This window comes from Acidiphilium multivorum AIU301 (assembly GCF_000202835.1).
GTDB lineage: Bacteria > Pseudomonadota > Alphaproteobacteria > Acetobacterales > Acetobacteraceae > Acidiphilium > Acidiphilium multivorum.
Window position 1 is genome coordinate 1,418,910 of sequence record NC_015186.1, and the last position, 15,378, is coordinate 1,434,287.

Below are 15,378 nucleotides of genomic sequence, written 5' to 3' on the forward strand. Positions count from 1 at the left end.
CATGCCGCCCCGCCCGATCCTGATCACCGGGGCGAGCGGCCAGCTCGGCCACGCCCTCGCCGCCCGCGCGCCCGCCGCCGGGCTCCCCGCCCGCGCCATCGGCCGCCCCGGCTTCGACTTCGACGCCCCGGAAACGATCGCCAGGGCCCTCGCCGCCGCCGATCCCGCCCTCGTCGTCAACGCCGCCGCCTGGACCGCCGTCGACGCCGCCGAGACCAGCGCCGACGCCGCCTTCCGCGCCAACCGCGACGGCCCCGCAACCCTCGCCACCCTCTGCCGCAGCCGCGGCATCCCCCTCATCCACGTCTCGACCGACTACGTCTTCGACGGCACCAAGGGCGCGCCCTACACCGAAACCGACCCGATCGCCCCGCTCGGCGTCTACGGCCACAGCAAGGCCGCCGGCGAGGAAGCCATCCTCGCCGCCGGCGCCGACGCCATCATCCTCCGCACCGCCTGGGTCTTCTCCGCCACCGGCAAGAACTTCGCCCGCACCATGATCGCCGCCGCCCGCCGCCTGCCGGCGCTGCGCGTCGTCGCCGACCAGCGCGGCACCCCCACCGCCGCCGAGGACCTCGCCGACGCCATCCTCGCCATCGCCGCTCGCATCCTCGCCGAAGGCTGGCAGCCCGGCTTCGCCGGCATCTTCCACGCCACCAGCGCCGGCGACACCTCATGGCACGGCTTCGCCACCGAAATCCTCGCCCTCGCCGCTCGCCACGGCACACCACACCCCGACATCATCCCCATCGCCACCGCAGACTGGCCCACCCCAGCCCGCCGACCCGCCGACTCCCGCCTCGACACCACAAAACTCAGCCAAACCTTCGCCCTCGCCCTCCCACACTGGAAAGACGCCACCGCCCGCATCGTCCCCGCAATCCTCGCGCAGGACGAAACACCGTGATCACCATCCTCCTCTCCACCTTCAACGGAACGCGCTTCCTCCCCGAACAGCTCGCAAGCTTCGCAGCGCAGACCGACCAGGACTGGCGCCTCCTCTGGCGCGATGACGGATCCTCCGACTCCACGCGCGAGATCATGGCCAGCTTCGCCGCAGGCCTCGGCGCCGGCCGCTGCGTCGAGGTGGCGCATTCCGGCTTCCATCTCGGCGCCGGCCAGAGCTTCCTCGCCCTGCTCGCCGAGGCGGGGGACGCCGAACTCATCGCCTTCGCCGACCAGGACGATGTCTGGCTGCCGGAAAAACTCGCCCGCGCCCGCGCGGCGCTGCGCGGCCCGGGTGCGGGCGCACGCCTCTACACCGCCCGGCAATACCTGGTCGATGCCGCGCTGCAGGGCCGCAAGCTCTCCGCCCTGCCCGCCCGCAAGCCCGGCTTTCCCGCCTGCCTCACGCAGAACGTGGTCCACGGCAACACGGCGGTGATGAACCGCGCCGCCGCCGACATGGTCAACCGCATCCCCGGCCCCTCCGGCACCGTGCATGACTGGTGGAGCTACATCGTCGTCAGCGCCTGCGGCGGCGCCATCACCATCGACCCCGAGCCCGTCGTCCTCTACCGCCAGCACAAGGACAACCTGATCGGCTCGCCGCGCACGACCGTGGCGCGCGCCCTCGGCGCGATCCGCCGCGGCCCCGACATCTTCATGACGATGATGCGACGCCATGTCCGCCAGCTCGAAGCGCATGGCGACCTGCTCACCGCCGCCGCCCGCGCCGATCTGGCGCGGATCTCCGCCGGGCTCGAGGGCGGCTTCGCGCCGCGCCTCAGCGCCATGCGCTGCCCCGGCCTGACGCGGCAGACGGTGCTGGAAAACCTGCTCTTCCGCCTCTGGTTCGTGCTCGGCTGATCCCGCCGCGGGTCAGGCCGCCGGCGTCTCCGCCGCCAGCGCCTCCACCCGCCAGCCGCCATCCCCGGTCAGCCGCAGCCGCCGCGCGTGGTAGCGGATGATGGTGGAGCGGTGCCCGACGCTGACCAGCGTCACCCCCGGCAGCTCGTCGAGCAGCGTGCGATACATCCGCGCCTCGTAATCCTCGTCGAGCGACGAGGTCGCCTCGTCCAGGATCACCACCTCCGGCCGCAGCAGCACGCAGCGCGCGAAGCCGATCCGCTGCTGTTCGCCGAGCGACAGTTCGCGGTCCCAGGCCTGCTCGGCCTCCAGCCGCCCGGCGAGATGCCCGAGCCCGACCCGCTCCAGCATCGCCGCGACGCGCGCCGGCTCCAGCGCCTCGCCATAGGGGAAGGCGATGCTCTCGATCAGCTTTCCGTTCGGCAGATAGGGCCGCTGCGGCACGAACAGCACCCGGCCGGCGGGCATCGTCACCCGCCCCTCGCCGAACGGCCAGATCCCCGCGATCGCGCGCACTAGCGTGCTCTTGCCCGACCCGGTCGGCCCGCTGATCAGCACCCGCTCGCCCGGCCCGATCGCGATGTCGAGCCCTTCCAGCAGCTTCCGCCCGTCCGGCAGCGTCAGCGTCAGCCCCTCGATCGCGAGCCCCGCCTCGTCCCCGCGCGCATAGGCGATGCGCGGCGCCGTCGCCGCCGCGTGATGCCGCCGCAGGCTCACCTCCAGCGTATAGAGACGGTCGACCACCGCGCGCCATTCGGTGATCGACAGATAGCCCTGCCCGATCGAGCTGAAATTGTTGAGGATGAACGCGAAGGCCTGCTGCGTCTGGCCGAACGCGTTGTTGGTCTGCGACACCGTGCCGATCAGGATCCGCTTGGCGAGATAGGACGGGATCACCAGGCCGAAGGCGAGCAGCCCGCCCAGCGTGTTGAACGAGAAGTTGAAGGTATTGACGAACACCGTCCGGTAGACCCGGCGGTAGAAGATCTCGACCACCGGCGCGAAGGTCCGCTTCAGCCGCGTCGCCTCCGCATCGCCGCTATGCGCGGTGGCGATCGCCTCGGAATTGTCCCGCACCCGGATCAGCTCGAAGCGGAAATTGCCCTGCGCCCGCTGCTGGATGTTGTTCAGCCAGAACAGCGGCTTGCCGATGAGCAGGATCAGCCAGGTCCCGCCGATCGCGTAGATCAGGTTCATCCACAGCAGCAGGCCGGGGATATACAGGCCGAACAGCCGCAGGTTGCGGCTCAGCAGCCACAGCATCACCGAGAACGAGACGATCGTCACCACCGATTGCAGCGCGCTCAGCGGCAGGTTCACCGTCTGCCCGGTGAAGAAGTCGATGTCGTCGGAGATGCGCTGGTCGGGATTGTCGATGCCGCGGTCGTCGAGCTGCATCCGGTAATGCGCCTCGCGGTCCATCCAGCCATCGACCATGTGCCCGGTCATCCAGCGCCGCCAGCGGATCTGGAAGATCTGCGCGAAATACTGGCTCGCGGTGTTGATCACCACGACCATCGCCGCCAGCCCGAGAAAGATGCCGAACAGCCGCCAGATCTCCGCCACGTCGTAGCGCTGCATCGCGTCGAAGAACGAGCCGTTCCAGACCGTCAGCGCATAGTTCATCGCCACGATCACCAGCACGGTGATGACGTTGACGACCAGCAGCCCCCAGGCCGCCAGCCGCTGTTCCGAGCGAAAGAACGGCGTCGCCACATAGAGCAGGCGGTGAAAAAATCCGGTCCGGGCGAGGTCGTCGTCCATCTCTGTCTCCGCATCCACTTGTCGTCCCGCCCCCATATAGGCGCCGGCGCCGCAAGGCCAGCCGGGGCGGCGCCGCGATCCGCCGAACGCCCCGCCGCTCTCGCGCCATCGTGAGCGCGCCGGCCCGTCCCGCGGTTGAACATCGTGCCCCGGCTTCAAACTTCCCGAACATGACGCGCGTCCCTTCGGGCTTAATTATGCTTAACGGGCATGAATCAAAGCTGACTTGCCGATGCCGGGCGCGGGTCTTAAGACCGGGACCCGAACAGGAGGGATGACATGGCCAGTAGCGACACCGCCGGCAACGAGATTGCGCTGGAGCGCCAGAAGGCGGTCCTCGCCCGCCCGATGACCGAGACCCGCCGGCTTGCCAACGCCGTCCGCGCGCTCGCGATCGACGGCGTCGAGGCCGCGAAGTCCGGCCATCCCGGCATGCCGATGGGCATGGCCGATGTCGCGACGGTGCTGTGGACGAAGTTCATGAAGTTCGACGCGGCCGATCCCCACTGGCCCGACCGCGACCGCTTCATCCTCTCCGCCGGCCACGGCTCGATGCTGCTCTACGCGCTGCTGCACCTCACCGGCTACGAGGGCATGTCGATCGACGATCTGCGCCAGTTCCGCCAGCTCGGCGCCCGCGCCGCCGGCCATCCCGAGCGGATCGAGCATCCCGCCATCGAAATGACCACCGGCCCGCTCGGCCAGGGCATCTCGACGGCGACCGGCTTCGCCCTCGCCGAGCGCATGCTCGCCGCCCGCTTCGGCAAGGGCCTGGTCGATCACCGCACCTGGGTCATCGCCTCGGATGGCGACATGATGGAGGGCGTGTCCCACGAGGCCTGCGCCATCGCCGGCCATCTCGGCCTCGACAAGCTCACCGTCTTCTACGACGACAACTCGATCTCGATCGACGGCGGCACCGACATCGCGATGACCGACGACGTGCTGAAGCGCTTCGCCGGCTATGGCTGGGCCACCCGCCGGATCGACGGGCACGACCCCGAGCAGATCGAATCCGCCATCCGCTTCGCCCTGCGCAGCCGCAAGCCGACGCTGATCGCCTGCCGCACCATCATCGGCTTCGGCGCGCCGAAAAAGGCCGGCACCCCGGCCACCCACGGCTCGCCCCTCGGCGCCGACGAGGCCGCCGCCGCCAAGGCCCTGCTCGGCTGGACCGCCCCGCCCTTCACCGTGCCGGACGACATCCTCGCCCCCTGGCGCGCGGCCGGATCGCGCAGCGCCGGCGCCCACCGCGCCTGGACGAAGCGCCACGCCGCCAGCAACCAGCGCGCCGCCTTCGATGCCGCCCTCGCCGGCGACCTGCCGGCCGACTACACCGCCGCGATGGCCGCCCTGCGCGAGAAGATCGCCGCCGAGAAGCCCAACGTCGCCACCCGCCAGGCCAGCCAGATGGCGCTCGACGCCGTGGTGCCCGTGGTCCCCGAAATGGTCGGCGGCTCCGCCGACCTCACCCCCTCGAACAACACCTTCGTGAAGTCGATGGGCGTATTCACGGCGAAGGACCACGCCGGCCGCTACATCCATTTCGGCGTGCGCGAGCACGGCATGGGCACGACGCTGAACGGCCTCGCCCTGCATGGCGGGCTGATCCCCTATGGCGGCACGTTCTTCATCTTCTCCGACTATTGCCGCCCCGCCATCCGCCTCGCCGCGCTGATGCGCATCCGCTCGATCTTCGTGCTCACCCACGATTCGATCGGCCTCGGCGAGGACGGGCCGACCCACCAGCCGGTCGAGCACCTCGCCTCGTTCCGCGCCATGCCCAACGTCCTCGTGCTGCGCCCCGGCGACGCGATGGAGACCGCCGAATGCTGGGACATCGCGCTGAAGCACAAGGACGGCCCGGTCCTGCTCGTGCTCAGCCGCCAGGCGATGCCGACCCTGCCGCGCGACCACGGCGCTGAAAACCTCTCCGCCCGCGGCGGCTATGTCGTCGCCCCGGCCGCGGGGCCGCGCCGCGCCACCATCCTCGCCACCGGCTCGGAAGTCGCCCTCGCGCTCAAGGCGCGCGAGATGCTGGCGGCGGAGGGAATCACCGTCGCCGTCGCCTCGGTGCCGAGCTTCGAACTGCTCGAACGCCAGGACCCCGGCTACCGCACCGAGGTGCTGGGCGAGGCTCCGCGCGTCGGCGTCGAGGCCGCGGTCGGCTTCGGCTGGGAACGCCTGCTCGGGCCGGACGGCACCTTCATCGGCATGCACGGCTTCGGCGCCAGCGCGCCCTACCAGAAGCTGTTCCAGCATTTCGGCATCACCGCCGAGGCGGTCGTTGCGGCGGTGAAGGCGAAGCTGTAATCCCGCCGCCAACACCGCCACCGCTTCCGGCTCACCTGAACGTTTTCGAGGGAGACTTCTTCACATGACCGTCAAAGTCGCGATCAACGGATTCGGCCGCATCGGGCGCCTCGTGCTGCGCGCGATGATCGAGAGCGGGCGTTCCGACGTCGAATGCGTCCTGATCAACGACCTCGGAAGCGTCGAGGACAACGCCCACCTGCTCCGCTACGACTCGGTGCATGGCCGCTTCCCCGGCACGGTCGAGGTGAAGGGCGACAGCATCGTCATCACCAATGCCGGCCGCACCTACGCGCCGATCCGCGTCTCCGCCGAGCGCGACCCGGCGAAGGTGCCGATGCAGGGCGTCGACGTGGCGATGGAATGCACCGGCCTGTTCACCAAGCGCGACGCCGCGGCGAAGCTGATCGAGGCCGGCGCCCGCAAGGTCCTGGTCTCCGCCCCGGCCGACGGGGTGGACGCCACCATCGTCTACGGCGTGAACCACCACACGCTGACCAAGGACATGACGATCATCTCCAACGCCTCCTGCACCACCAACTGCCTCGCGCCGATGGCGATGGTGCTGCACGAGGCCTTCGGGATCGAGCGCGGCTACATGGTCACCATCCACTCCTACACCGGCGACCAGAAGACGGTGGACACCCTGCACAAGGACCGTCACCGCGCCCGCGCCGCCGCCCTCTCGATGATCCCGACCACCACGGGTGCGGCCCGCGCCGTCGGCCTCGTCCTGCCCGAGCTGAAGGGCAAGCTCGACGGCACGGCGATCCGCGTGCCCACCCCGAACGTCTCGCTCGTCTCGCTCGACGTGAACCTGAAGAAGCAGGCCAGCAAGGACGAGATCAACGCGGCGATGAAGGCGGCTTCCGAGGGCAAGCTCAAGGGCATCCTCGACTATTCGACCGAGGCCCTGGTCAGCGCCGACTTCAACCACGTCGCCTATTCCTGCAGCTTCGACGCGCCGCAGACCGCGGTGATCGACAACGCGCTCACCCGCGTCATGGGCTGGTACGACAATGAATGGGGCTTCTCGAACCGGATGAGCGACACCGCCGCCCTGTTCGGGTCGCTCTGATGGCGGACTGGCGCCCGCTCGACGGGGTCGATGTCAGGGGAAAGCGCGTCCTCGTGCGCGCCGACCTCAACGTCCCGCTGCGCGACGGCCGGATCACCGACCTCACCCGCATCGAGCGCCTCTCGCCGACCATCGTCGAACTCGCCGGCAAGGGGGCGAAGGTGATCGTGCTCTCGCATTTCGACCGGCCGAAGGGCAAGGTCGTGCCGGACATGTCGCTCCGCCCGGTCGCCGCCGCGCTCGGCGCGGTGCTGCGCCGGCCCACCGCCTTCGCCGCTGACTGCATCGGCCCCGAGGCCGAGGCCGCCGTCGCCGCGATGGCGGAGGGCGACATCCTCGTGCTGGAGAACACCCGCTTCCATCCCGGCGAGGAGAGCAACGACCCTGCCCTGGCGAAGGCGATCGCCGCCAATGGCGACATCTTCGTCAACGACGCCTTCTCCGCCGCCCACCGCGCCCACGCCACCACCGAGGGTCTCGCCCATCTGCTGCCCGCCTATGCCGGCCGGCTGATGCAGGCGGAACTCGCCGCCCTCGAAGCCGCGCTCAGCCACCCGAAGCGGCCGGTCGGCGCCATCGTCGGCGGCTCGAAAGTCTCCACCAAGCTCGACCTGCTGACCAACCTGATCACCAAGGTCGACCTGCTGGTGATCGGCGGCGCGATGGCGAACACCTTCCTTGCCGCCCAGGGTGCGGAACTCGGCAAGTCGCTGCAGGAACCCGCCCTGCACGACACCGCCCGCGCCATCGTCGAATCGGCGGCGACGCATGGCTGCCGCATCCTGCTGCCGTCGGATTTCGTGGTCAGCGAAACCTTCGCGCCGAACCCGCCCACCGAAACCGTGCCGGCGAACGCGGTGCCGGCGAACGCGATGGCGCTCGATGTCGGCCCCGCCACCACCGAGACGATCATCGCGGCGGTGAAGGAACTGAAGACGCTGATCTGGAACGGCCCGCTCGGCGCCTTCGAGACCCCGCCCTTCGACACCTCGACCATGCGCCTCGCCATCGCGGTGGCGGAAGCCACGGCCGGCGGGCTGATCTCGGTCGCCGGCGGCGGCGACACGGTGGCGGCGCTCCGCCTCGCCGGCGTCACCGATCGCCTGACCTACGTCTCCTCGGCCGGCGGCGCCTTTCTCGAATGGATGGAAGGCAAGACCCTGCCGGGCGTCGCAGCGCTCGCGCCGCGCTGATCCGCGCAACGCGCCACGCCAGAAGCCGCCGGTCCGGTCCCCCGGGCCGGCGGTTGCCGTTTCAGGAGGCGGTGCCGCCCACGGTCAGCCCGCCGATCAGGATGCTCGGCTGCCCCACGCCCACCGGCACGCCCTGCCCGTTCTTGCCGCAGGTGCCGATGCCGGGGTCGAGTTCGAGGTCGTTGCCGATCATCTCCACCCGGGTCAGCGCGTCCGGCCCGTTGCCGATCAGCGTCGCCCCCTTCACCGGCGCGCCGACCCGCCCGTCCTCGATCATGTAGGCCTCCGAGGCGGTGAACACGAACTTGCCCGAGGTGATGTCCACCTGCCCGCCGCCGAAATTCGCCGCATAGATGCCGCGCTTGACCGAGCGGATCATGTCCTCCCGGCTCGCCTCGCCCTCCAGCATGATGGTGTTGGTCATCCGCGGCATCGGCAGATGCGCGTAGGACTGCCGCCGCCCGTTGCCCGTCGGCGCCATGCCCATCAGCCGCGCGTTCTGCCGGTCCTGCATGTAGCCGGTCAGGATGCCGTCCTCGATCAGCACGGTGCGCCCGCTCGGCGTCCCCTCGTCATCCACGCTGAGCGAGCCGCGCCGGTCGGGGATCGTGCCGTCATCGACCACGGTGACCCCCTTCGAGCCGACGCGCTTGCCCATCAGCCCGGCGAAGGCCGAGGTCTTCTTGCGGTTGAAATCGCCCTCCAGCCCATGCCCGATCGCCTCGTGGAGCAGAATGCCCGGCCAGCCCGCGCCCAGCACCACCGGCATCTCGCCCGCCGGCGCCGGCACGCTGTCGAGGTTCAGCGCCGCCTTGCGGATCGATTCGTCCACCGCCGCCCGCCAGAAGGCCGGCGCCGTCACCCCGTCATAGGTCGCGCGCCCGCCGGCGCCGTGGCCGCCCGATTCGCGCCGCCCGTCCTGCTCCATCACCACGGACACATGCAGCACCACCAGCGGCCGCACATCGGCCACGCGCACCCCATCCGCCCGCACGATCTCGACCACCTGCCACTCGCCGGCCAGGCTCGCCATCACCTGCACCACGCGCTGATCGGCGGCGCGGGCATAGGCGTCGATCTCGCCGAGCAGCGCCGCCCGCGCCGCGAAGGGCATCTCCGCCAGCGGGTTGTGCCCGGTATAGAGCCTGCGCGTCGCCGCCGCGGGGGCCACCGCCACCGTCCCGGCATCGCCCTGCCGCGCCGCCCGCAGCGTCTCCACCGCGCGCGCCAGGGCCGCGTCGGAAATCTCCCCGGCATGGGCATAGACCGCCGCCTCGCCGGTCACCGCGCGCAGGCCGAAGCCGCGCCGGCTGTCGAAATTCGCGTTGCGGATCCGCCCGTCATCCAGGCTCACCACCTCCGATTCGCGATATTCCAGGAACAGCTCGCCATCGTCGGCGGCCTCCAGCACGGGGGCGATGGCCCGCCGCGCCTCGATCACGTCGAGCCCGTCATTGCCGTGGAACAGCCGGTCGGCGGTGGCGAGCATGTCTTGCATCGTGTCGGACATCATTCAGCGGCCTTCATCTCATAGACGGGAAGCGGCACCGCCGCCGTCGCGCCGCGCAGCGCGTGGCGGCAGGCGATGCAGGCGGCGAGCAGCAGCACGGCGTTCAACTCGTGCACATAGCCGAGTTCGGCCATGCCCGAGACCAGCGTGCTCATGCCCAGGATATATTGGAGCGAAACCAGCCCGGCCAAGAGCAGGAACAGGTCGCGCGCCTTCGCCCCCACCGGCGCGCGCAGCCCCATCGCCGCGGCAACGACGACGACGATCGCCGTCACCGTCGCCGCCACCCGGTGCTCGAACTGCACCGTCGCCTTGTTGGCGAGGAAATTGAGCCAGAGCGGGTGCAGCGCCAGCGCGTGCGGCGGCAGCGCGTGCCCGTCCATCAGCGGAAACGTGTTGTACACCTTGAGCGCCCCGCTCGCCGCCACCAGCGCGCCGAGCCCGATCGTGGCGATGATCAGCCCGATCGAGACGCTCAGCAGCCCGCGCAGCCGGGCAAGACCCGGCAGAATCGCCGGCTCGGGGTTGCGCAGCGTCAGCGCCGTCCACAGCATGGCGGTGAAGATCAGCATCGCCAGCACGAAATGCGGCCCGAGATACAGCGGCGAGGGCTGGAGGATGCGGCTCGTCATGCCCTCGTAGGTCATGTACCAGCCCATCGTCGCCTCGCCGGCGCCGAGCGCGAACAGGAACAGCAGCCAGGCGGTCAGCCGGTTCGAAATCCGCCCCCGCAGCCGGAAGGCCGCCAGCGGCACCAGGAACACCACCGCCATCAGCCGCCCCCAGTCGCGGTCGAGGAACATCGGCAGGTAGAGCGACTGGAACTGCCCCAGCGTCATCTTCGGCTGCATCGCCTGATACTGCGCCGTCGCCTTGTAGAGGCCGAAGGCGCGCTCCCAGGCGGCATGGGTCAGCGGCGGGACGATGCCGGTGAAGGGCTGCCAGGTCTGGATCACGAACCCCGCGCCGATCGTCCGCGCATGGCCGCCGCCCACCACCATGCCGAAGATCATGAAGCAGATGACGAGCAGCCAGGTGCCGACCAGCCGGTCCCCCCGCGCCGCCGCACCGCTCATGCCGGCCGCCCGCGCAGCTCGAACCAGGCCCACACCGCGGCGGCCAGCAGCAGCACCGCGTTGAGCTGGTGCACGATGCCGATATCGAGAATCTTGGAGACGAGCGTGGTCACGCCGAGAATATACTGCACGATCAGCAGCGCGCCCATCACCAGGAACGCATCGCGCGCCCGCGCCGGCAGGTCGGCGCGGATCGCCGCCACCACCGCCGCCAGCACGCCCACCGCCGCCACCGTGCCGAGCAGCCGGTGGTCGAACTGCGTCGCCGCCTTGTTGAGGAAAAAATTCTTCCAGAACGGGTGCAGCGCCGCGTAATCCGGCGGCACCCAGCGCCCCTGCATCAGCGGGAAGGTGTTGTCGATCGTGTAGGCATGCGTGCCCGAGAGGAACGTCCCCGCCACGATGGCGATCGAGATCAGCACGATCGAGCCCATCGCCATCCGCCGCGCCCCCGCATAGCGCGCGGCCTCCTCCGGCGGCAGCCGCGTCTCGGCCGGCTTCAGCACGGTCAGCGCGGTGGCGAACACGGCGATGGCGAGCAGGGTGGCGAAACAGTAATGCACCGAGAGCCGGAACACCGACACCTCGGTCAGCCCCGGCTGGAAGCCGGAGGCGACCATCCACCAGCCGATCAGCCCCTGCACCCCGCCCAGGACGAACAGCGTCACCAGCCAGGGCCGCAGCCGCCGCTCGATCCGCCCGGTCCAGAGGAACCAGACCAGCGGCACGCCGAAGTCGAAGCCGAGCAGCCGCCCCCACATCCGGTGGATCCATTCCGGCCAGAAGATCGCCTTGAACCCGGCGAGGTCCATGCCGCGATTGAGCTCCTTGTATTGCGGAATCGTCTTGTAGAGCGCGAACATCCGCTCCCACGCCGCATGGGTCAGCGGCGGGATCACGCCCGAGACCGGCTGCCACGCCATGATCGACAGGCCGGCGTTCATGTTCTGCACATAGGCGCCGATCCCGAACATCTCGACGATCAGCGCGAAGCTGACGAACAGCCAGATCGCGACCATCCGCCGGCTTTCCGGGCTCGCCGCCCGCGCCTCGCCCGCCGCCGTCCTGCCGCCGATACCCGCCACCGATTGCGATGCCATCAGTCCAAATCCCGACTCTGCCGATCCTGCCCCCCGATTTGCACCCGAAACCCCGCTTGTAAACCCGCGCGCCCGCCCACCTTGTTCCATCGAGCAATCTTGACCTCGCGCCCCAGTTGCGCCATCTGATCGTCGAGCGGGACAGACACGCCCGCCGCTTCCGGCCCGCAACGGGCCCCTCCACAATTCTCCGCACCCGCCCGTCCCTTTTTCCGAACGGGCTCATCCTGTCCCGGATTCTCCATGAAGCTCGCCGAACTCAAGGCCAAATCCCCCACCGACCTGCTCAGCCTCGCCGAGGAGCTTCAGGTCGAAAACGCGTCGTCGCTGCGCAAGCAGGACATGATGTTCGCCATTCTCAAGGCCTATGCCGAGAACGACCAGGCGATCCATGGCGACGGCACGCTGGAAACCCTGCCCGACGGGTTCGGCTTCCTGCGCAGCCCGCAGAGCAACTACCTCCCCGGCCCGGACGACATCTACGTCTCCCCCGCGCAGATCCGCCGCTTCGGCCTGCGCACCGGCGACACCGTCGCCGGCGAGATCCGCGCGCCCAAGGAAGGCGAGCGCTATTTCTCGCTGCAGAAGGTCGACACGATCAATTTCGAGGCGCCGGACGCGGTGCGCCACCGCATCAATTTCGACAACCTCACCCCGCTCTATCCCAACCAGCGCCTGCAGATGGAGATCGAGGACGCGCCGCCGCCGCCCAAGGGCCAGCAGAAGGACTACACGGCCCGGGTGATGGATCTCATCGCCCCGATCGGCAAGGGCCAGCGCGCCCTCATCGTCGCCCCGCCGCGCACCGGCAAGACGGTGATGCTGCAGAGCATCGCCACCTCGATCTCGGCCAACCACCCCGAGGCCTTCCTCATCGTCCTGCTGATCGACGAGCGCCCCGAGGAAGTGACCGACATGGCCCGCACCGTGAAGGGCGAGGTCGTCGCCTCCACCTTCGACGAGCCGGCCACCCGCCACGTCCAGGTCACCGAGATGGTGCTGGAAAAGGCCAAGCGCCTCGTCGAGCACAAGCGCGACGTGGTGATCCTGCTCGACTCGATCACCCGCCTCGCCCGCGCCTACAACGCGGTCGTCCCCTCCTCGGGCAAGGTGCTCACCGGCGGCGTCGACGCCAACGCCCTGCAGAAGCCCAAGCGCTTCTTCGGCGCCGCGCGCAACATCGAGGAAGGCGGCTCGCTCACCATCATCGCCACCGCGCTGATCGACACCGGCAGCCGCATGGACGAGGTGATCTTCGAGGAGTTCAAGGGCACCGGCAACTCCGAGCTCATCCTCGACCGCAAGCTCTCCGACAAGCGCACCTTCCCGGCGATCGACATCACCAAGTCCGGCACCCGCAAGGAAGAGCTGCTGGTCGAGCGCGCGACCCTGTCGAAGATGTGGGTGCTGCGCCGCATCCTGAACCCGATGGGCCCCGGCGAGGCCATGGACTTCCTGCTCGACAAGCTCAAATACAGCAAGACCAACAACGACTTCTTCGAGGCCATGAACACCTGACCATGTCGCCCTACGCGCTGCCGCTGGCCGAACTGGCGCTCGCCAACTTCATCGGCATGATCAGCCCCGGCCCGGCCTTCCTGCTGGTCAGCCGGGCGGCGGCGGGGCGCGGCAGGGCGGCGGGCTTCGGCCTCAGCCTCGGCGTCGCCATCGCCGCCACCACCTGGGCCGCCGCCGCCTGCTTCGGCGTCGCCCTCGTCATGGCCCGCTTCGCCCCGCTCTACGAGGCGATCCAGATCGCCGGCGGCCTCTATCTGGTCTGGATCGGCATCAGCGCCTGGCGCGCCCCGCCCCCGGAACTCGACCTCGCCGCCCCATCCGGCAGCCCCGGCTTCCTGCGCGCCGTCGCCACCGGTGCCGCGCTCAATCTCGGCAACCCGAAGATCGTGATCTTCTTCACCAGCATCTTCGTCGCCCTGCTGCCCGCCCACACCCCGCTCTGGCTCAGCGCCGCGGCGATCGCGATCGTCGGGTTGCAGGAAGTCACCTGGTATTGCCTGGTCACCCTGCTGTTCTCCCGCGCCCGCGTCCAGCGCGCCTATCGCCGCGCCGGGCTGTGGATCGAGCGCACCGTCGGCACGCTGCTGATCGCGATCGGCGCGCGCATCCTCGGCGCCGCCGTCTAGAAGGCGCCGCCGAAACCTTTTGCAAACAACCGCCCACCCCCTATATCCCGACCGGAATTCAGACGGAGACCCCCCGATGCCCGACGCCAGCCAGCCCACGGATTACAAGGTCCGCGACATCGCCCTTGCCGACTGGGGCCGCAAGGAAATCTCGATGGCCGAAACCGAGATGCCGGGCCTGATGGCGCTGCGCAGCGAATTCGGCGCCTCGAAGCCGCTCAAGGGCGCCCGCATCGCCGGCTGCCTGCACATGACGATCCAGACCGCGGTGCTGATCGAGACCCTGATCGAGCTCGGCGCCACCGTCCGCTGGTCCTCCTGCAACATCTTCTCGACCCAGGACCACGCCGCCGCCGGCGTCGCCGCGGCCGGCGTGCCGGTCTTCGCCTGGAAGGGCATGAACGAGGAGGAGTTCTGGTGGTGCATCGAGCAGACGGTGCGCGGCCCGGACGGCTGGACGCCGAACATGATCCTCGATGACGGCGGCGACCTCACCAAGCTGATGCACGACAAATACCCCGAGATGCTGGCCGACATCCGCGGCATTTCCGAGGAGACCACCACCGGCGTGCACCGCCTGCGCGAGATGGCGCGCGACGGCTCGCTGCTCTGCCCCGCCATCAACGTGAACGACAGCGTCACCAAGTCGAAATTCGACAATCTCTACGGCTGCCGCGAAAGCCTGGTCGACGGCATCCGCCGCGGCACCGACGTGATGATGGCCGGCAAGGTCGCCGTCGTCGCCGGCTTCGGCGATGTCGGCAAGGGCTCGGCCGCCAGCCTGCGCAACGCCGGCTGCCGCGTGATGGTCACCGAGATCGACCCGATCTGCGCCCTCCAGGCGGCGATGGAAGGCTACGAGGTCGTCACCATGGACGACGCCGCCCCGAAGGGCGACATCTTCGTCACCGCCACCGGCAATATCGACGTCATCACCGCCGACCACATGCGGGCGATGAAGCACCGCGCCATCGTCTGCAACATCGGCCATTTCGACTCCGAGATCCAGATCGAGAGCCTGCGCAACTACAAGTGGGAGAACGTGAAGCCGCAGGTCGACGAGGTCGTCTTCCCCGACGGCAAGCGCCTGATCGTCCTCTCCGAGGGCCGCCTGGTCAATCTCGGCAACGCCACCGGCCATCCCTCCTTCGTCATGTCGGCGAGCTTCACCAACCAGGTCCTCGCCCAGATCGAGCTGTGGAACGCCCCCGCCGGCCGCTACGAGCGCAAGGTCTACGTCCTGCCCAAGCATCTCGACGAGAAGGTCGCCGCCCTCCACCTCGAGAAGGTCGGCGCGAAGCTCACGAAGCTGAGCAAGGCGCAGGCGGAGTATATCGGCGTCGAGACCGCCGGGCCCTTCAAGCACGACGACTACCGCTACTGAGGAGGCG

12 protein-coding genes are annotated in these 15,378 nt (G+C 69.5%); 8 read left to right on the forward strand and 4 right to left on the reverse strand.

What is annotated here, in order from left to right:
* The first annotated feature begins 1 nt into the window (after window position 1).
* Both rfbD and ACMV_RS06235 read left to right on the forward strand, forming a co-directional pair.
* The gene (gene rfbD, locus ACMV_RS06230; RefSeq protein ID WP_013639887.1) at window positions 2–907 is read left to right on the forward strand and encodes a dTDP-4-dehydrorhamnose reductase; all 906 of its coding nucleotides are present in this window, start codon (window positions 2–4) and stop codon (window positions 905–907) included.
* The gene (locus ACMV_RS06235) at window positions 904–1,809 is read left to right on the forward strand and encodes a glycosyltransferase (RefSeq protein ID WP_007424835.1); all 906 of its coding nucleotides are present in this window, start codon (window positions 904–906) and stop codon (window positions 1,807–1,809) included. Before rfbD ends, ACMV_RS06235 begins: the two co-directional genes overlap by 4 nt.
* A 12-nt stretch (window positions 1,810–1,821) precedes the next feature.
* On the opposite strand, the gene ACMV_RS06240 is transcribed toward ACMV_RS06235, so the two are convergent.
* On the reverse strand, window positions 1,822–3,573 hold the full coding sequence (locus ACMV_RS06240) for an ABC transporter ATP-binding protein/permease (protein WP_013639888.1): 1,752 nt from the start codon (window positions 3,571–3,573) through the stop codon (window positions 1,822–1,824).
* A gap of 279 nt (window positions 3,574–3,852) precedes the next feature.
* Between ACMV_RS06240 and tkt the strand changes: the two genes are divergently transcribed.
* The 3 genes from tkt (at window position 3,853) to ACMV_RS06255 (ending at window position 8,157) form a co-directional block, all read left to right on the forward strand.
* Entirely contained in the window at window positions 3,853–5,886 is a 2,034-nt protein-coding gene (gene tkt / locus ACMV_RS06245) for a transketolase (RefSeq protein WP_011942082.1), read from the forward strand.
* 64 nt (window positions 5,887–5,950) lie between these two features.
* Window positions 5,951–6,964, forward strand: a complete 1,014-nt coding sequence (gene gap, locus ACMV_RS06250) for a type I glyceraldehyde-3-phosphate dehydrogenase (RefSeq protein ID WP_007424838.1) — start codon at window positions 5,951–5,953, stop codon at window positions 6,962–6,964.
* Window positions 6,964–8,157 carry a phosphoglycerate kinase gene (locus tag ACMV_RS06255; protein ID WP_011942083.1) on the forward strand — a complete coding sequence of 398 codons (1,194 nt, stop codon included), beginning with the start codon at window positions 6,964–6,966 and terminating at the stop codon, window positions 8,155–8,157. Before gap ends, ACMV_RS06255 begins: the two co-directional genes overlap by 1 nt.
* Window positions 8,158–8,218: 61 nt before the next feature.
* Here ACMV_RS06255 and tldD read toward each other — a convergent pair whose 3' ends face one another.
* Genes tldD through ACMV_RS06270 form a run of 3 tightly spaced genes read right to left on the reverse strand, consistent with a single transcriptional unit; the run spans window position 8,219 to window position 11,843 of the window.
* The gene (gene tldD / locus ACMV_RS06260; protein WP_013639889.1) at window positions 8,219–9,670 is read right to left on the reverse strand and encodes a metalloprotease TldD; all 1,452 of its coding nucleotides are present in this window, start codon (window positions 9,668–9,670) and stop codon (window positions 8,219–8,221) included.
* Entirely contained in the window at window positions 9,667–10,743 is a 1,077-nt protein-coding gene (locus ACMV_RS06265) for a COX15/CtaA family protein (protein WP_013639890.1), read from the reverse strand. The genes tldD and ACMV_RS06265 overlap by 4 nt, the downstream gene beginning before the upstream one ends.
* A complete protein-coding gene (locus ACMV_RS06270) occupies window positions 10,740–11,843 on the reverse strand; it encodes a COX15/CtaA family protein (RefSeq protein WP_011942086.1) in 1,104 nt (367 codons plus the stop codon). The genes ACMV_RS06265 and ACMV_RS06270 overlap by 4 nt, the downstream gene beginning before the upstream one ends.
* A gap of 243 nt (window positions 11,844–12,086) precedes the next feature.
* Between ACMV_RS06270 and rho the strand changes: the two genes are divergently transcribed.
* From rho to ahcY, 3 genes are all read left to right on the forward strand, one after another.
* Window positions 12,087–13,361, forward strand: a complete 1,275-nt coding sequence (gene rho / locus ACMV_RS06275) for a transcription termination factor Rho (protein WP_007424843.1) — start codon at window positions 12,087–12,089, stop codon at window positions 13,359–13,361.
* A 2-nt stretch (window positions 13,362–13,363) separates the two neighbouring features.
* Window positions 13,364–13,987 carry a LysE family translocator gene (locus ACMV_RS06280; RefSeq protein WP_011942087.1) on the forward strand — a complete coding sequence of 208 codons (624 nt, stop codon included), beginning with the start codon at window positions 13,364–13,366 and terminating at the stop codon, window positions 13,985–13,987.
* Between the two features lie 76 nt (window positions 13,988–14,063).
* The gene (gene ahcY, locus ACMV_RS06285) at window positions 14,064–15,371 is read left to right on the forward strand and encodes an adenosylhomocysteinase (RefSeq protein WP_011942088.1); all 1,308 of its coding nucleotides are present in this window, start codon (window positions 14,064–14,066) and stop codon (window positions 15,369–15,371) included.
* The last annotated feature ends 7 nt before the right edge of the window (window positions 15,372–15,378 follow it).

Excerpts from the sequence above, each read along its gene's own strand:
- rfbD (WP_013639887.1), top strand. The coding sequence starts at position 2 with ATGCCGCCCCGCCCGATCCTGATCACCGGGGCGAGCGGCCAGCTCGGC.
- ACMV_RS06240 (WP_013639888.1), bottom strand. The coding sequence starts at position 3,573 with ATGGACGACGACCTCGCCCGGACCGGATTTTTTCACCGCCTGCTCTAT.
- tkt (WP_011942082.1), top strand. The coding sequence starts at position 3,853 with ATGGCCAGTAGCGACACCGCCGGCAACGAGATTGCGCTGGAGCGCCAG.
- gap (WP_007424838.1), top strand. The coding sequence starts at position 5,951 with ATGACCGTCAAAGTCGCGATCAACGGATTCGGCCGCATCGGGCGCCTC.
- ACMV_RS06255 (WP_011942083.1), top strand. The coding sequence starts at position 6,964 with ATGGCGGACTGGCGCCCGCTCGACGGGGTCGATGTCAGGGGAAAGCGC.
- tldD (WP_013639889.1), bottom strand. The coding sequence starts at position 9,670 with ATGATGTCCGACACGATGCAAGACATGCTCGCCACCGCCGACCGGCTG.
- ACMV_RS06265 (WP_013639890.1), bottom strand. The coding sequence starts at position 10,743 with ATGAGCGGTGCGGCGGCGCGGGGGGACCGGCTGGTCGGCACCTGGCTG.
- ACMV_RS06270 (WP_011942086.1), bottom strand. The coding sequence starts at position 11,843 with ATGGCATCGCAATCGGTGGCGGGTATCGGCGGCAGGACGGCGGCGGGC.
- rho (WP_007424843.1), top strand. The coding sequence starts at position 12,087 with ATGAAGCTCGCCGAACTCAAGGCCAAATCCCCCACCGACCTGCTCAGC.
- ACMV_RS06280 (WP_011942087.1), top strand. The coding sequence starts at position 13,364 with ATGTCGCCCTACGCGCTGCCGCTGGCCGAACTGGCGCTCGCCAACTTC.
- ahcY (WP_011942088.1), top strand. The coding sequence starts at position 14,064 with ATGCCCGACGCCAGCCAGCCCACGGATTACAAGGTCCGCGACATCGCC.